Genomic DNA, 16,416 nt, shown 5'->3' on the forward strand with positions numbered 1-16,416 from the left:
TGCATCATATCTCAGATCGTATACGATGAGTGACGCAGATCGCAATGAATCCCGTCAGTGCTTCGAGGCACTCGGAGTGGATCGACTTAGGAGCAACAATGAGCGCACCGTCTCGAGGCCGAGCGGATTCCGGCGGCCCGTCACAGATAGAGAGCGTCGTCGAGTCGTGTTCGCGACCGTCGTCGGTACCACCGTCGAGTGGTACGACTTCTTCGTCTACGCCGCCGCGGCCGGGTTGGTGTTCGGCAAGCTGTTCTTCGCGCCGGCAGGGGATGGCGTTGCGACCATCCTCTCGTTCCTCACTGTCGGCCTCAGTTTCCTGTTCCGGCCACTCGGTGCATTCCTTGCCGGTCACTACGGAGACAAATTCGGTCGACGGGTCGTCCTGATGGTGACCTTGGTGCTGATGGGGGTTGCCACGACTCTGGTCGGCCTGCTGCCTACCTACTCGGCCATCGGGGTCGCCGCACCGATCCTGTTGATTCTGCTGCGCATCCTGCAGGGGATCTCAGCCGGCGGCGAATGGGGTGGTGCCGTGTTGATGGCAGTCGAACACGCCCCCGACAACAAGCGGGGGATCTTCGGAGCCGCACCACAAGTCGGCGTACCTCTCGGATTGTTGCTCGCATCCGGCGTCATGGCTTTGATGACGATCGTTGCTCCGGGTGACGCGTTCGAACAGTGGGGATGGCGTGTACCTTTTCTGCTCTCGATCGTTCTCATCCTCATTGGCCACTACATCCGTCGACGTGTCGAGGAAAGCCCGGTGTTCCTCGAAATCGCAGAGCGAAAAGAACAGACGAAGACGCCGATCATCGAACTCTTCCGTCATCATTGGAAGCTCGTCGTCGTTGCTGCGTTGGTCTTTGCAGGCAACAGTGCGGTCGGCTACATGACGACCGGTGGCTACATCCAGAACTACGCCACCAACCCAGATGGCCCGGTCGGTCTCGAACGCGGTCCTGTTCTGTGGGCAGTTGCCGGCTCGGCGTTGAGTTGGATGGTCTTCACATGGCTGGGTGCCTGGGTGAGCGACCGTGTTGGGCGTAGGACTACTTACCTCATCGGCTGGGTGTTGCTTCTGGCTGCGCTGGCACCGCTGTTTACGTTGGTCGAGACCGGCAATATCTGGGTGCTGCTACTGGGACTGGTGTTGCTGACGGTGGGCCTAGGCTTCACCTATGGTCCGCAGGCAGCCCTGTACGCGGAGCTCTTTCCCGCCTCGGTCAGGTTCTCTGGGGTATCGATCTCCTATGCGATCGGCGCAATCGTCGGCGGAGCATTCGCTCCGAGACCGCAGCAGCACTCGTTCGCGCCACCGGCTCCACCGCAGCAGTCACCGTCTACCTCGTGGTTGTCGTTCTCTTCAGTCTGACAGCAACCCTGGTGCTGCGCGATCGCAGCGGAATTCCGCTCGGGCCCGATCACGAGCAACAGCAATCAGTAAGCCCTATAAGAGGATTGGCAAAGGTCTGACAATGCAATTTCATCACCATGGTTACGTCTCCGGTGACCCACGCGTCCAGCAAGCAACAGGGACCGGCATCGACCGGCCCGACGAGCTTCCGGACCACGTCGATGTGCTTATCGTCGGTACCGGCCCAGCGGGAATGATGACCGCCGCGCAGCTCTCGCAATTCCCCGGTGTGACGACGCGAATTGTCGAGCGCCGCACAGGGCGGCTGGCTATCGGACAGGCCGACGGCATTCAGGCGCGCAGTGTGGAAACGTTCCAGGCGTTCGGGTTCGCGGACCGCATCACGGCCGAGGCTTACCGCATCACCGAAATGGCCTTTTGGAAGCCAGATCCCGTGGATCCGTCGAAGATCGTGCGCACCGCTCGTACACCCGATGACGCAACCGGAATCAGCGAGTTCCCGCATCTGATCGTGAATCAGGCCCGCGTCTTGGATTACTTCGCCGAGGTCATGGCACTGTCGCCCACGCGGATGAAGCCGGACTTCGGATACGAATTCTGCACGCTCGAAGTCGGTGAGGGCGACTACCCCGTCACGGTCACTCTCGAGCACACCGGCGGCGATCGTGTGGGGCAGAAGCGGACGGTCCATGCCAAGTACGTCGTCGGTTCCGACGGTGCACGCAGCGCGGTGCGCGATACGATCGGATGCAAGCCGATCGGTGACAAAGCGTTCCACGCCTGGGGTGTGATGGACGTTCTCGCCGTCACCGACTTTCCGGACATTCGACTCAAGTGCGCCATCCAGTCCGGTTCGGGCGGGAGCATTCTGCATATCCCACGCGAGGGTGGGCACCTGTTCCGCATGTACGTCGACCTGGGTGAAGTGGCCGAGGACGACAACGGCAGGGTGCGCACGACCAGCATCGACCAGATCATCGCGCAGGCCAACGAGATCCTGCACCCCTATACCCTCGATGTGAAAAACGTTGCATGGCACAGTGTCTACGAGGTCGGTCACCGCGTGACCGATCGGTTCGACGATGTACCGGCCGATGAGGTCGGAGTGCGTATGCCGCACGTCTTCATCACCGGCGACGCCTGTCACACCCACAGCGCCAAAGCGGGCCAGGGCATGAACGTGTCGATGCAAGACGGGTTCAACCTCGGTTGGAAACTAGGACACGTGCTCGAAGGCCGAGCGCCCGAGAGCCTGCTGGCGACCTACACTGCCGAGCGGCAAGTCATCGCGCAGAACCTGATCGACTTCGACAAGCAGTGGTCATCCATGATGGCCAAGCGGCCGGAGGATTTCGACAACCCCTCCGAGCTCGAAGAGTTCTATGTCAAGACCGGAGAATTTCCGGCCGGGTTCATGACCGAGTACCGGCCGTCGATGATCGTCGGTGATACCACCCATCAGAATCTGGCTACCGGATTCCCGGTGGGCAAGCGTTTCAAGTCGGCATCGGTGATCCGAGTCTGCGACGCCAATCCGATGCATCTCGGTCACCATCATCGTGCAGACGGACGCTGGCGGATCTATGTCTTCGCTGATGCGGCCGCAGCGGGACCACATTCGACCAGCGCTGCGTTGGACGAGTTGTCGGGGTGGCTTCTCGCATCACCCGAGTCGCCGATTGTGCGATGCACCCCCGAGGGCGCGGACATCGACAGTGCATTCGACGTCAAGGTCATCTATCAGCAGGACCACACCTCGGTCGATCTCGGCGCGGTGAATCCCGTGTACCTCCCTGTCGGTGGTCCGTTCGACCTCGTCGACTACGAAAAGGTTTTCGCAACCGATCCTGATGTCGACATCTTCACCGAGCGCGGAATCGACCGTGACGGCGCAATCGTGGTGGTCCGGCCGGATCAGTATGTAGCGCAGGTTCTTCCGCTCGCTGCAACCGACGAGCTGGCGACGTTCTTCGCCGGAAACATGCTGCCGCGCAACACGGCCTCCAACCCGAAGGAATTGGTATGACCGATCTCGAAAAGAAGCTGCTCGACTCCGTCCCGAACGAACTTTTCATCGGCGGACGCTGGCGTGCGGCGTCGTCGAACGCCACTTTGTCGGTCCATGATCCGGCCACGGGGGCTGTCATACGAGACATCGCCGACGCCACCCCGGACGACGGCATGGCCGCCCTCGATGCAGCAGTCGACGCCGCAGATTCGTGGGCCTCCACCCCTGCGCGGGAGCGGGCGGAAATCCTGCGCCGTGCCTTCGATCTGCTCCAGGCCCGCAAGGAGGACTTCGCGCTCCTCATGACCATCGAGATGGGCAAGCCGCTGGCCGAAGCCAGGGGAGAGGTGGCGTACGGAGGTGAGTTCCTGCGCTGGTTCAGCGAGGAGGCAACCCGAGTTCAGGGGAGGTACGGGGCAAACCCGGAGAACACCGGGCGAATGTTCGTCACTCAGCATCCGGTCGGTCCGTGTTTCCTCATCACGCCGTGGAACTTCCCGCTCGCCATGGCGACTCGGAAGATCGCCCCGGCTCTGGCAGCCGGCTGCACCGTGGTCGTCAAACCTGCTGCCCTCACGCCGTTGACGACGCTGCTGCTGGTGAAGATCCTGCAGGACGCGGGCTTGCCTGACGGCGTGGTCAACGTGGTCACCACCTCGTCCTCGTCGGCGGTATCAGCCCCTATCATCGCCGACCCGAGGTTGCGGAAGTTGTCGTTCACCGGTTCGACGCCCGTGGGCCAGGCTCTGCTACGTCAGGCAGCCACCGGTGTTCTCCGTACCTCGATGGAGCTCGGCGGCAATGCTCCGTTCGTGGTCTTCGGTGACGCCGATCTGGACAAGGCGGTCGACGGGGCCATTGCCGCGAAGTTCCGAAACATAGGCCAAGCCTGCACGGCGGCAAACCGTTTTATTGTTCACAGTTCGATTGCTACCGAGTTCGCACAGCGGGTGACCGAGCGAGTCGACGCCTTCGGAATCGGACGCGGAACCGAGGACGGGGTGACGATCGGTCCGCTCATCGATGACAAGGCCGTGGCCAAAGCTGTGGACTTGGTCGACGACGCCGTGCAGCGAGGTGCGACGGTCACGACCGGTGGTACTGCGATCGACCGGCCCGGCACGTTCTTCGCCCCTACTGTTCTGACCGGTGTGACCCCGGGCAGCGACATTCTGCGCGAGGAGATTTTCGGACCGGTGCTGGCGATTGCGACCTTCGACACCGACGACGAGGCGGTGTCGTTGGCCAACGACACCGAGTACGGATTGGTGTCCTACGTGTACACCGAGGATTTCGGGCGCGGTCAGCGGATGATCGAACGGCTTCAGACCGGAATGATGGGACTGAACGTCGGTGTCGTCTCCAACGCCGCGGCTCCGTTCGGCGGCTGGAAGATGTCGGGACTCGGACGCGAAGGTGGCGCGGAAGGGATTCACGAATATCTCCAAACCAAGTACACCCTGACGCCTTCACCGTTCGTGTAATTGGTTCGAGCTGATGCACTGCCCGGGCAGCGATGGAGATCGGTGCCATCGACGCACGTAGGAGTCATGCGCATCGGGTCCCCGGTGTGGTAGTGCAGTGATGGTTCGGTAACCCGAAGTTCACAGCGAACGCGAAAGTTCGTAACGTCGGCGGCGCATCGTTATTTCAACGTCCGTAGAACCACGGACCGAGATGCGTGGAGGAGGTGGCAGGTGACGCGCGACCCATGACGTACTACCGGCCTCACGTGGCTCGGCGGTGAGCCGTTACCGTGGCCTTATGCCCAAGCTGGTCGATCACGACGAACGCAGGCGAGCCATCGCTGCGGCCACGTGGAGGCTGATTGCGGCCAAGGGCATCGACGCTGCCAACATGCGTGACATCGCCACAGAAGCCGGCTACACCAACGGCGCGCTGAGTCACTACTTCTCTGGCAAGGACGAGATTCTCAGAACCTCGTTCGAGCTGGTGTTCGAGGCGACGAACGCGCGGATCGACGCGAGGATGCGAGACGCCAAAGGCCTCGCCGCCCTCCGGATCTTCTGTCGGGAGATCATGCCGACGACCCAGGAAACGCTGCTCGAAGCCCGTATCGCGATCTCGCTGTTTCAAAGGGCGATGTACGACGAGCGAATGGACGAGATCAATCGCCGTGCACTCACTCTGTGGCGTGGCCGGATGGCCGGTCATCTCGAGGATGCACGCGCGATAGGCGAGGTCGGCGACATCGACGTCGCAGTCGTCATCGAGCAGCTGCTCAGCATGATGATGGGCGTGCAGATTCTCGGTGTTCTCACACCGTCGGAGAGTTCTGCGAAAACGCAGTTGGCGATGCTGGACAACTTTCTCGCGCTGCTGCACTCCTAGCGCCCGCATTGCCTCGATGCAATGCGTGGTTTCTTTCCTGCTCCTAAGGGAAGTGATCTGTACAGCTCGCACATCCAGGTGTAGCGTCCGTCACATCTTTTTTTCCAACATACGTAGAACCAACTGACTCGAGGATTGTTCATGCCGACTCTTTCCCCCACAAGAATCGATCACCCTCTGGCTCTGGCTACTGCCGAGGAGATCGCAGACGTTCGTGCCGTCCTCGATGACGCAGGCCTGCTGGGCGAGCACACTCGATTCGTCTACGTCGGTCTCGAGGAGCCGCTCAAGTCGGAGCTCTACCCCACTGCGACGGGTATCGACCGCCGCTTCCGTGCACTGCTGCACGACCTGTCCACGCCGAACGCGGTGGACGTCGTCGTGTCGGTCACCGAGCGGTCGGTCATCTCGTCGGTGGCGCTCGATGCGGCTCGCGACGGGCAGATGCCCGTTCTCGACGAGGAGTTCGGACTTGTCGAAGAAACACTGCGAACCGACCCAGAGTGGTTGGCTGCACTCGAACGCCGTGGTCTCGACGTCGAGAACGTCCGAGTCGCGCCATTGTCTGCCGGCGTCTTCGACTACCCGGGCGAGGAGGGGCGAAGGATTCTGCGCGGCTTGGCATTTCGTCAAGATTTCCCGACGGACCATGCGTGGGCGCACCCCATCGACGGATTGGTGGGATTCGTCGACGTCATGAACAAGACGGTCGAGAAGGTGCTCGACACCGGCGTGGTGCCGATCCCCGAGGAGTCGGGCAATTTCACTGATCCCGAGGTCACGGGACCGATGCGAACGACACAGAAGCCGATCGAGATCACGCAGCCGGAGGGGCCGAGCTTCGAGGTCACCGGCAATCTCGTCGAATGGGAGAAATGGAGTTTCCGCGTCGGATTCGACGCTAGAGAAGGCCTGGTGCTTCACCAGATCGGATTCGACGACAAAGGGGCAACCAGGCCGATCATCCACCGTGCATCGATCGCGGAAATGGTTGTTCCGTATGGCGATCCATCACCGGTCCGCTCGTGGCAGAACTACTTCGACACCGGCGAGTACCTCGTCGGCAGGTACGCCAACGCGCTGGAGCTCGGGTGTGACTGCGTTGGCGACATCACCTACTTCGATGTCGTGATCGCAGACGGGTTGGGGAGTCCGCAGACGCTGAAGAATGCGGTCTGTATGCACGAAGAGGACTTCGGCATCTTGTGGAAGCACACCGACCTGTGGGCGGGGTCGAACGAGACCAGACGACAACGCCGACTGGTCATTTCGTTCTTCACCACCATCGGCAACTACGATTACGGCTTCTTCTGGTACCTCTACCTCGACGGCACGATCGAATTCGAGGTCAAGGCGACCGGCGTCGTGTTCACCTCGGGTCATCTCGGCGACGACTACCCGTACTCGTCCGAGATCGCACCGGGCTTGGGCGCTCCGTGCCATCAGCATCTGTTCAGTGCGCGGCTCGACATGATGGTCGACGGTGCGGTGAACTCGGTGGAGGAGGTCGAGACCAGACGTGTCCCGATGGGCCCGGACAACCCGCACGGCAATGCTTTTGCATTGTCCAGGACTCCTCTGACGACCGAGTCCGAGGCAGCTCGCTGCGCAGACGGATCGACTGGACGCGTATGGCACATCAGCAATCCGGATTCGCTCAACCGACTCGGCAAGCCGGTCGCATATGTGTTGCATCCGGAAGGGCAGCCGTTGTTGCTCGCCGACGACAACTCGTCCATCGCCAAGCGCGCCACTTTCGCGACCAAACACCTGTGGGTCACGCAGTTCGACGCGGCCGAGCGCTACGCGTCGGGAGATTTCGTGAACCAGCATTCCGGCGGAGCCGGGCTGCCCAGCTATGTTGCCGGCAACCGGGACATCGAGGGTGAAGACATCGTCGTGTGGCACACCTTCGGCCTGACCCACTTTCCGAGGCCCGAGGACTGGCCGATCATGCCGGTCGACTACACCGGTTTCAAGCTCAAGCCCGTCGGCTTCTTCGATCGCAATCCGACGCTCGACGTACCTGCCTCGACCTCGGCGCACTGTGCACCGTCGAGCATTCCGTGCCATTCGACGGACGGAAGCTCCCATGTCTGACACCAGGGACGGGAAGCTGAAGGGGTCGATCGGAGTCGTCGGCATCGTCTTCCTGGTGATCGCAGCAGCAGCGCCGCTCACCGCGATCGGCGGCGCGTTGCCCATCATGATCGCGACGGGCAACGGCGCGGGTGCGCCCATGGCATACATCCTCGCGGCGCTGGTCCTGCTGGTGTTCAGCGTGGGATATGCGGCGATGAGCAGCCATATGACCGACACCGGTGCGTTCTACGCGTACGTCGGAAAAGGCCTCGGCGAGAACGTCGGTCTGGGGGCAGCAGGACTTGCATTGCTGACGTACACCGCCATCCAGGCTGGAATCTACGGACTTGCGGCGTCCACGCTGCAGAGCCTCGTCGTCTCCTATGGCGGCCCCGACCTACCGTGGTGGTTGTGGGCGCTGGTTCTTATCGGCATCGTCTCGGTTCTCGGCTACCGAAGCATCGATCTGGGCGCGAAGGTTCTCGGTGTTCTGCTCGTACTTGAAATCGGTATCGTACTGGCGTTGTCGATCGCAGTGTTCGCGCAGGGTGGTGCCGAGGGAATCGACGTTCGATCGTTTACGCCGGACGCGTTCCTGTCTGGATCACCGGGCATTGCGCTGATGTTCGCGGTCGCGTCGTTCATCGGATTCGAGGCGACTGCGATCTACGGCGAGGAGGCCAAGGATCCCAAGCGAACCGTGCCGATTGCGACGTATGCCGCGGTCATCGTGATCGGAGCCGTGTACGCAGTGTCGAGTTGGGCTGTCGTGCTGGCGTTCGGCAGCAACTCGGTCGCCGATGCGGCTGCCGAGGATCCGGCAGGACTGACATTCGCCGCCGCTGCGCAATTCCTCGGGGCCGCTTGGTCGGACATCATCCAAATTATGCTGATCACAAGCCTTTTCGCGGCACTGCTGGCCTTCCACAATGCGATCTCGCGGTACGTTTTCGCGCTGGCGAGGCGGGGCGCGGCCCCGACGGTGTTGGCGCGGACGCATGCTCGACATGGATCACCGCACGTGGGCTCGATCTTCCAGACGGTCTCGGCCGTTTTGGTCGTCGGTGTGTTCGCAGTGGCGGGCGCGGACCCGATACTTCAACTGTTCACCTGGATGTCCGGACTGGCGACGGTGAGCATTCTGGTGCTGATGATCCTGACCGGAGTTGCGATCTACACGTTCTTCGCCCGAACCCGAGTCGACTCGCGACCGTGGCATACGAAGATCGCACCCGTGCTCGGAACCCTCGGGCTCCTCGTCATCCTCGGATTCGTCCTCGACAACTTCACTCTGCTCATCGGTGGATCGTCCACGACAGCGGCGATTCTCCTGGTCATCGTCGTGATCTTCTTTACCGCAGGTCTACTCCGGGGTTTTTCGACGCGCCGTTCACGATCGACCACCGCGGTGGCAGGGCAGCGAGCAGCGGAGTCCGAGTCGGGTGAGCTGATCCCGTGAGCGCAGCCGACGCGCTGATGGCCGTCGGTGTGGTCGGTGCGCTGGTACCTCTGGTGACGCTGCGCGCGATGTCGCGACCGATGACGATCGCGCACGGCTCCATGGCCGCACTGATGACGGTCATGGTCGTGACCCACGTGCCGCAGTGGGTCTACCTGATCGCCGCACTCGGGTTGTTCGGCCAGGCGTTCCACATGGTGGGGTGCACTGCGGGTCGTCGAACCAGGCGACTGTGCACCATAGACCTCACTGCCATGGGAGCACTGCTGCTGTCGATGCCCAGTTCGGGTATCGCCGGGGTCCAGTCGGCGGGACACCACCACGCAGCGAGCAGCGCGCAGCTGCCCTGGGGTCCGTCGATAGTGCTCGTATGCTGGCTGCTGGCAACCGTTCTCGCGGCCATCTCGGACCGCGGCCCAGCGAAAAGGGGAGCGTTGATCGGTTCGGTGCTGATGATCGTCGGGATGACGCCGATGGCAGTCTGACGGTGCCAGTCCCAGTCCGACGAAGAACGCCGTCACCTTGTCGAGGTCGGCGACGGTGATGCATTCATCCTTCTGGGTTGCTTGCCGATTCATTGCTGGGATGGAACCGAAGCCGTGATCTCGACATGCGATAGCAGGAGGATGGCGGAAACGTTGGCAGGGAGCTGCTATTGGCGATAAATCTCCACGTGGGCATCGGTGACCACTCCGACATTCAACGCGGGCGCACCCCAGTTGGTGCTGCAGTTGCCCGTTGCCTGATCGGTCGGTACGAATGAGCGAGTCGACGAGCTGTAGGGCCCGACCGCATAGAACGGGAAGGCGTTGGGGATGCCGTGAAGACCCCAGCAGTCGACAGTGAGGACGTACTCTCTACCGGGCGGTGCATCGGTGTCATGACAGGTTGCCGTTGCGCTGAAGGCGTCGCGCTGGATGGCGCAGTCCTGAGGGCCAGCAGGGGCTGTACCGGAGCCGATGACCGTCGCGAAGGCCAAACCCGATACGGCAACGGCGCTAACTCGTGCTGCCGCAATAATTGTGCGTCTCATTGATATCTTTTCGCTGGTAAGCGACGGAACGTTCCGTTTTGTTCTCGGGCGGCACAACGAAGAATGCGCGCCCCACAGCGTGCCTACTGCGAGTAGCGGGCGTGGAGCGTACCGAGCAGCGTCAGTCTTTCAAGGGCGGAGCTTCCAGGGGGCGCGCTGTAGACGACGAGTTGTTGACCACGGGAGCCGCGGACGTCGAAAGTGTGATAAATGAGGTTCAGTTCGCCCACGTCCGGGTGAACGAGTTGCTTGCTGTCTTTGCTCTTCTCGCGAACGTCGGGCCTTCGCCACAAGTCGCTGAACCCGGCGCTCGCGACGAGCAGTGCATCGATGACTTCGTTCAGCCGCGGATAGCCAGCATTCGATCCTGTGGCGTGGCGCAGACTTGCGACGACGTTTTCGGCAGATCGGGTCCAGTTGCCGTAGAACGAACTTCCGGCCGGATCGAGGAACGTCATGTAGGCGAGATTGTCGGCGGCGCTAAACGGCGAGAACAATGCCCGACACAGGTCGTTGACCACGAGTATGTCCAGGGCCGGATTGAGAACGAATGCCGGTGTGTCGTGGTAGCCGTCGAGCAACTGCCGAAGCGACGGATCGACTACATCGACCGGCAGCCGACGTGTGCTCGGCACGACCCCAGCCAACGTGTAGAGGTGATCCCGGGCATGTTCGTCCAACTGCAGGGCATCGCAGAGCGCGTCGAGTATTTGCGGAGAAGGGCGGTTCTCTCGTCCTTGCTCGAGTCTGGCGTAGTAGTCGGAGTTCATCCCGGCCAGGACCGCGACTTCTTCGCGGCGCAACCCGGCGACGCGTCGCGGACCAAACGTTGTCAGGCCCGCGTCTTCGGGTTGCACTCTTGAACGCGCTGTTCGGAGGTACTCACCGAGTGCAGAACCGGTCATCGCTCCAATGTATGTGTAGGACGCCTCGCGTGCCTGGGTGCGTCATACCCAGACTCGAACTGTCCTGGTTCCTCTGCAGAAATACCGGCACTGTCGGTGAAGACAACGAAACTGCAGGGAGACGAGCACATGAATCAAGTACGCAAGACGGTTCTCATCACCGGAGCGAGCAGCGGCATCGGAGAAGCGACTGCGTCGCGTCTTGCAGCAGACGGGCATCGCGTCTACCTCGGTGCACGGCGCACCGATCGGCTGGCATTATTGGCCGAGAAAATTACTGCCGACGGAGGAACCGCTAAGTTCCGGTCACTTGATGTCACCGACGCCGTGGACACAGCAGCCTTCGTGGAGGCAGCGCGGGACCGCTTCGGCAGCGTCGACGCCATCGTCAACAACGCAGGCGTCATGCCGCTGTCCCCGCTTGCGGCGTTGAAGACAGACGAATGGGATCGGATGATCGATGTAAACATTCGCGGAGTCCTCCACGGTATTGCTGCGGCATTGCCAGTCATGCAGGAACAGGGCAGTGGGCACATCGTCAATATTGCGTCCGTCGGCGCCTACGAGGTATCCGCGACGAGCGCGGTGTACAGCGCAACCAAGTTCGCCGTTCGCGCAATCACGGAAGGGCTGCGGATCGAGACCGACGGAACCATCCGAATCACTCTGGTCTCACCTGGAGTGACGGAATCCGAACTGGCGGAATCGATCTCCGACCACGAGGCGCGGGAGGCGATGCGCACCTACCGTGCAGTCGCGTTGCCTGCATCGGCAATCGCTGGCGCCGTCGCCTACGCCATCTCACAACCTGCTGACGTGGACGTCAATTCGATCATCGTGCGTCCGACGGCAAGCATGCAGTAATCAGCGGCGGGGAAGCAGAGGCGGGCTGCGGGCCGGCACTCGGTACGGTGCAGATATGGATGGTTTCGAAATCGGCGACGGTGTCACGACGGTGAGCGGGCCCATGAATGGTGTCTATGGAACCGTGGTCTGGTTCTACGAGGAGAAGGGACAGATGCTGGTTCGCTTCGGCGCGACGCAGCAGATGTACTTCGCGGCGGACGAGTTGAAGCGTTGGGGGGAGTAGCTGCAGCCTGTTCGCCTCCCTTCGGAATAATTGAATCTTCACTGATGCTGATGGAGTCGTCCATCCCGAATCGAGAGGTCCCATCATGCATCTGGGCGTAGACAGCTTTGTCTCTTCTGTGACCGATCCGACCGATGGTCGGGTGATTGCTCCCGAGGAGCGAATGAGTCATCTGTTGGAGGAGATAGCCCTCGCTGACCAGGTCGGACTCTATTCGTTCGGCATCGGTGAGCATCATCGCAGCGAGTACTACGACTCGGCCCCATCGATCATTTTGGCTGCCGCGGCCGCGCGAACGGAGAACATCCGGCTCGGTAGCGCAGTCAAGGTGCTCAGCGCAGACGACCCGGTTCGAGTCTTCCAGGAGTTCGCTACTCTCGATTTGATCTCCAAGGGCCGGATCGACCTAGTGGTGGGTCGCGGCTCCTTCACCGAGTCGTTCCCCCTGTTCGGTCTGGACTTGGCCGATTACGACTCACTCTTCGCCGAGAAGTTGGACCTCCTGCTGCAGATCCGCGACAACGTCGAGGTCACCTGGTCCGGCCGGCACCGCCCGGCACTGAATCGACAGGGCATTTATCCCCGACCGATGCAGGATCAATTGCCGATCTGGGTCGGCGTCGGTGGAACGCCCGAGTCCTTCGCCCGTGCAGGGCTACTGGGGCTTCCTCTGATGATTGCCATCATCGGTGGGGAACCACGTCAATTCGCCCCGCTCGTCGATCTGTACCGGCGCGCCGGAGCGCAAGCGGGCCACCCGCCGGAGCAGCTGAAAGTGGGGCTGCACGTGTTCGGATTCGTCGCCGAGACCACGGAGGCCGCAGCGGACACCATCTACCCCGGCTGGAACGAGATGTTCACCAAGATCTCTCGCGAGCGCGGGTTCGCTCGGCGCAGCCGACACCAGTTCGACGCCACCTCCGGTCCCGACGGCGCATTCTTCATGGGGGATCCGCAGACGGTGGCCGACAAGATCGTGCGAGTCAGCGAGCAACTGGGCGGTGTGGACAGACTGTCGTTGCAGATGACGAATCCTCGATTGGCTCACGGCGACCTGCTTCGCGGCATCGAACTGCTCGGCACCGAGGTCGCGCCGATCGTGGCACAGGTCTAGTTCTCCAGTTTGGTCATTTCGTGGGATCGGTGAACAGATCCGAGTCGTCGGATGTGTTGTCGAGTGCGTGGCGATCGAACCGGAGCATGTACAAGAAGTAGGCGAGACCAGGGATGAGCAATCCGACAACGATGGTGATGGTCGCCCAGGTCGTGGAAGCGGTGAGCACCACGGCGAGCGCTACTGTCACCCACACCAATGCGGCGATCGCCACTGGCAATTCGAATCGACCGAGGTCGAAGCCACTTTTTCCTTTCCCGAACTTCCGACGTACTCCGAGGTAGAGCACGATCGTCATGAGGTAGAGGCCGATGTTGAAGATTGCACCGGTTGCGATGAGCTGCAATAGCGCAGCACCTGGCATCACGAGCATCAAGATCACGCCGACGGCCAACACCAAAAGCGTGGCGGGAATGGGTGTCTTGGTGCGGGAATTGACCCTGCGCATCACTTGGTGGCCTGGAAACCGACCGTCGCGCGACATCGCGAAGATGTAGCGGGCCGTCGATGCCATGGTGACCAGCGCCGCTCCGAAAAACGCGACGGCAATGGCGGCAAGGAGCGGTCTTTCCAGCCCGTTTCCGAACTGTTGATGCATGATCTCGGCCACCGACGATTCGCTCGCCGACGCCGATGGCAAATCCTTGATTGCCACCGTCAGCACGACGATGAACAAAAACCCCAGCAGGCCGGCCGCTGCGACCGAGCCGATGATGGCGCGAGGCACACTACGGAAAGGGTTCTCGGCCTCTTCCGACATGTTGGCGGCTGTTTCGAACCCGACCAGGGTGGTCAGGCCCATGAGCGACGCTGCCATCAATCCACCGCCGATGGCGAAATAATCGGCGTTGCTCTCCGCGACACCCCGGGAGAACAGATTGTCCGTTGTTCCCTCACCCATCACGATGACCACAACCGCGAACGCGAGACCAAGGACGAGGAGGATGCCGATCTCGACGCCCACCGACAGCGAGTTGACCCAACCGACGATGCGCGTTGCCGCGATCGCCAGCATGGTCTGTACAACCAGCAGCGCCACAGTGATCAAGCGTGCGGTCGTTTCGTTGGGCTCCATGTTGAACAGAGGCATCAGGCACTGGCTTGCCAGAGCGTTGTTGATTGCCACCGGCGCGGTCACCGCGCACAGGACTGCAATCCAGCCGAAAGCCCAACCGATCTTGGGGCTGGCCAGTCTTGATGCCCACGTATAGCTGGAGCCGCTGAGCGGTATCCGCGCCGCGAATTGTGCATAGACCAGCGCCACCAGTAGTTGTCCCACCGCTACGACGGGGAACAGCCAGATCCCCACAGGTCCAGCGTTACGCAGAACGTCGTCGTATGTCGCGAAGATGCCGATGACAACCGACACCGACGCGAACGAGATGGCGAACATCTGGAACCCGTTCAGCGACCGCTTCAGCACGGGTTCATAGCCGCAGTCCCGACATGCATCGTCGGCGGCCTCATCTCCTGCCAGGCTCTTCGTCACCGTGCTTCACCGGCCTTTCAGTAGGACGTGCGGTCAGAAGCGGAATCCGAGAGGTTGGTTGAACGTTCGCGATCACGTGGCAGGTGGAATGCTCTGCTCATAGTGAAAGACGTTGGCGGGGTCGTACTTCGACTTGATGGTGCGCAGTTGCTCGACGCCGGCTCCCCAATACGACGTCTCCCAGTGCGGTGTGTCGGCGTTAGGAACATTGACGTAGGCATCGGTGACAAACGGCGCCATCGCCTCAGCGAACTCCGCGACCCAGACCAGGCAGGGTTCGGTCAGCGGGTCGGCATCGGGACGAACCCCGTCGCCTCGGGTGCCCCAACCTGCGCCCGGCTCTGCGTAGAACAGGGCATCGCGGTGCGCGAATGCCGAGCCTCCTGCTGGCGTTTGCGCAACGGCGCCGCCGAACGCATTGGTCATGTAGTTGCACTTGGGTGTCGGTGCGCATGCCAGGAACGAGCCGATGACATCGATTCCATCGGCGGGGAGTGGTTCGGATATGAACTGTGAGGAGAATTTCCAGTTGGCTGGTTCCTCGTCGATGGGTATCTGGAACGCCGCATAGTTGTCGGCCCAGTTCTTGTTGGTCATCGACACCTCGGGATCACCCACCGACAAGATGGGTGCCAAGATCTTTTTCGCTTCGCCCTCGGACCCGTCTGCAAGGACACCGAGAAGTACCACTGCCTCTGGGCTTATCTCGAGCTGACTGGTCATGCGGTTGTCGGTGTGGGGCGCCGAGCGCTGCCAGGCTTCGAACACTGCCGGCAGGTCATTCAGTCCGGGCCACGTTGCCGTGATGTAGACGGTCTGCGTCAGTGGATAAACCTTGTAGGTCAGTGACGTCACGATTCCGAAGTTCCCGTTGCCGGCACCCCTGAGTGCCCAGAGCAGGTCCGAGTTCTCGGTCTCGCTAGCCACAATCGCTGTGGCTCCACCGTCATCGGACGCGACAACGATCTCGGCTGCGAGCAGATTGTCCGACGCCATCCCGAAAACACGGGTCAACAGTCCAAATCCCCCGCCGAGAGTGGCCCCCACCAGGCCGACGGATCCTTCGGTACCCGTCGGTGCGGCAACGCCGGCCTCGCCGAGCAGCGCCACGGCTTCGAGTTGATTGAGTCCCGCGCCGACGGTGGCGGTGTTCGACACGACGTCCACAGTCGCTGACTTGATGTCACTGACATCGATGACGATCCCGTCGTCGACGCTCGACCAGCCCTCGAGACAATGTCGGCCGCTTCGAATCCTCGGCGCCACATCGTTCTGCCTCGCCCAGGCGAGCGCATTGACGACATCTTGCGTGTTCTGCGCGAAGACGATCACCGCTGGTTTGTGATCGAAGAGCAGGTTCCACCCAGCACTTGCTTCGGAGTAGGTGGAATCTGGCGGCCGGACCACCCGGCCGGTCAGCTCGGCCGAGGATCTCATCCGCTCACCCTCGACCACATGATCAGCGACGCGTGAACACTGGTGAGGGGGAACCGAACGCTGGGTGGA

At 61.7% G+C, this 16,416-nt stretch carries 13 protein-coding genes and 1 pseudogene; 10 read left to right on the forward strand and 4 right to left on the reverse strand.

Features of this window, described 5'->3' with window-relative positions:
- Positions 1–166: 166 nt before the first annotated feature.
- The 7 genes and pseudogenes from WDS16_RS04870 (at position 167) to WDS16_RS04900 (ending at position 9,764) form a co-directional block, all read left to right on the forward strand.
- A pseudogene (locus tag WDS16_RS04870) lies at positions 167–1,476 on the forward strand (MFS transporter).
- A gap of 2 nt (positions 1,477–1,478) precedes the next feature.
- Positions 1,479–3,404 carry an FAD-binding monooxygenase gene (locus WDS16_RS04875; protein WP_338890933.1) on the forward strand — a complete coding sequence of 642 codons (1,926 nt, stop codon included), beginning with the start codon at positions 1,479–1,481 and terminating at the stop codon, positions 3,402–3,404.
- Entirely contained in the window at positions 3,401–4,870 is a 1,470-nt protein-coding gene (locus tag WDS16_RS04880; RefSeq protein ID WP_338890935.1) for an NAD-dependent succinate-semialdehyde dehydrogenase, read from the forward strand. Before WDS16_RS04875 ends, WDS16_RS04880 begins: the two co-directional genes overlap by 4 nt.
- Before the next feature lie 280 nt (positions 4,871–5,150).
- On the forward strand, positions 5,151–5,738 hold the full coding sequence (locus tag WDS16_RS04885) for a TetR/AcrR family transcriptional regulator (RefSeq protein WP_338890937.1): 588 nt from the start codon (positions 5,151–5,153) through the stop codon (positions 5,736–5,738).
- A 141-nt stretch (positions 5,739–5,879) separates the two neighbouring features.
- Positions 5,880–7,838 carry a primary-amine oxidase gene (locus WDS16_RS04890; protein WP_338890939.1) on the forward strand — a complete coding sequence of 653 codons (1,959 nt, stop codon included), beginning with the start codon at positions 5,880–5,882 and terminating at the stop codon, positions 7,836–7,838.
- Positions 7,831–9,279, forward strand: a complete 1,449-nt coding sequence (locus WDS16_RS04895; RefSeq protein WP_338890940.1) for an APC family permease — start codon at positions 7,831–7,833, stop codon at positions 9,277–9,279. Before WDS16_RS04890 ends, WDS16_RS04895 begins: the two co-directional genes overlap by 8 nt.
- On the forward strand, positions 9,276–9,764 hold the full coding sequence (locus tag WDS16_RS04900; protein WP_338890941.1) for a hypothetical protein: 489 nt from the start codon (positions 9,276–9,278) through the stop codon (positions 9,762–9,764). Before WDS16_RS04895 ends, WDS16_RS04900 begins: the two co-directional genes overlap by 4 nt.
- A gap of 167 nt (positions 9,765–9,931) precedes the next feature.
- Here the strand turns inward: WDS16_RS04900 and WDS16_RS04905 are convergent, their stop codons facing one another.
- Complete coding sequence (locus tag WDS16_RS04905; protein ID WP_338890942.1) at positions 9,932–10,312, reverse strand: hypothetical protein; 381 nt, start codon at positions 10,310–10,312, stop codon at positions 9,932–9,934.
- An 83-nt stretch (positions 10,313–10,395) separates the two neighbouring features.
- Positions 10,396–11,217: a helix-turn-helix transcriptional regulator gene (locus WDS16_RS04910; RefSeq protein WP_338890944.1), complete on the reverse strand. Its 822-nt coding sequence runs from the start codon at positions 11,215–11,217 to the stop codon at positions 10,396–10,398.
- Between the two features lie 129 nt (positions 11,218–11,346).
- On the opposite strand from WDS16_RS04910, the gene WDS16_RS04915 reads away from it, so the two are divergent.
- The 3 genes from WDS16_RS04915 to WDS16_RS04925 all read left to right on the forward strand — a co-directional run bounded on the left by WDS16_RS04915 (position 11,347) and on the right by WDS16_RS04925 (position 13,421).
- Positions 11,347–12,081 (forward strand): SDR family oxidoreductase, encoded by a 735-nt coding sequence (locus WDS16_RS04915; protein ID WP_338890945.1) that lies wholly within the window; start codon positions 11,347–11,349, stop codon positions 12,079–12,081.
- A 55-nt stretch (positions 12,082–12,136) separates the two neighbouring features.
- Positions 12,137–12,307, forward strand: a complete 171-nt coding sequence (locus tag WDS16_RS04920) for a hypothetical protein (RefSeq protein WP_338890947.1) — start codon at positions 12,137–12,139, stop codon at positions 12,305–12,307.
- Positions 12,308–12,392: 85 nt separating this feature from the next.
- Complete coding sequence (locus WDS16_RS04925; protein ID WP_338890949.1) at positions 12,393–13,421, forward strand: LLM class flavin-dependent oxidoreductase; 1,029 nt, start codon at positions 12,393–12,395, stop codon at positions 13,419–13,421.
- Positions 13,422–13,434: 13 nt separating this feature from the next.
- Here the strand turns inward: WDS16_RS04925 and WDS16_RS04930 are convergent, their stop codons facing one another.
- Positions 13,435–14,910, reverse strand: a complete 1,476-nt coding sequence (locus WDS16_RS04930) for an APC family permease (protein WP_338890951.1) — start codon at positions 14,908–14,910, stop codon at positions 13,435–13,437.
- Positions 14,911–14,982: 72 nt separating this feature from the next.
- Positions 14,983–16,347: an FAD-binding oxidoreductase gene (locus WDS16_RS04935; RefSeq protein ID WP_338890953.1), complete on the reverse strand. Its 1,365-nt coding sequence runs from the start codon at positions 16,345–16,347 to the stop codon at positions 14,983–14,985.
- Positions 16,348–16,416: the final 69 nt, after the last annotated feature.

It is taken from the genome of Rhodococcus sovatensis, assembly GCF_037327425.1.
GTDB lineage: Bacteria > Actinomycetota > Actinomycetes > Mycobacteriales > Mycobacteriaceae > Rhodococcoides > Rhodococcoides sovatense.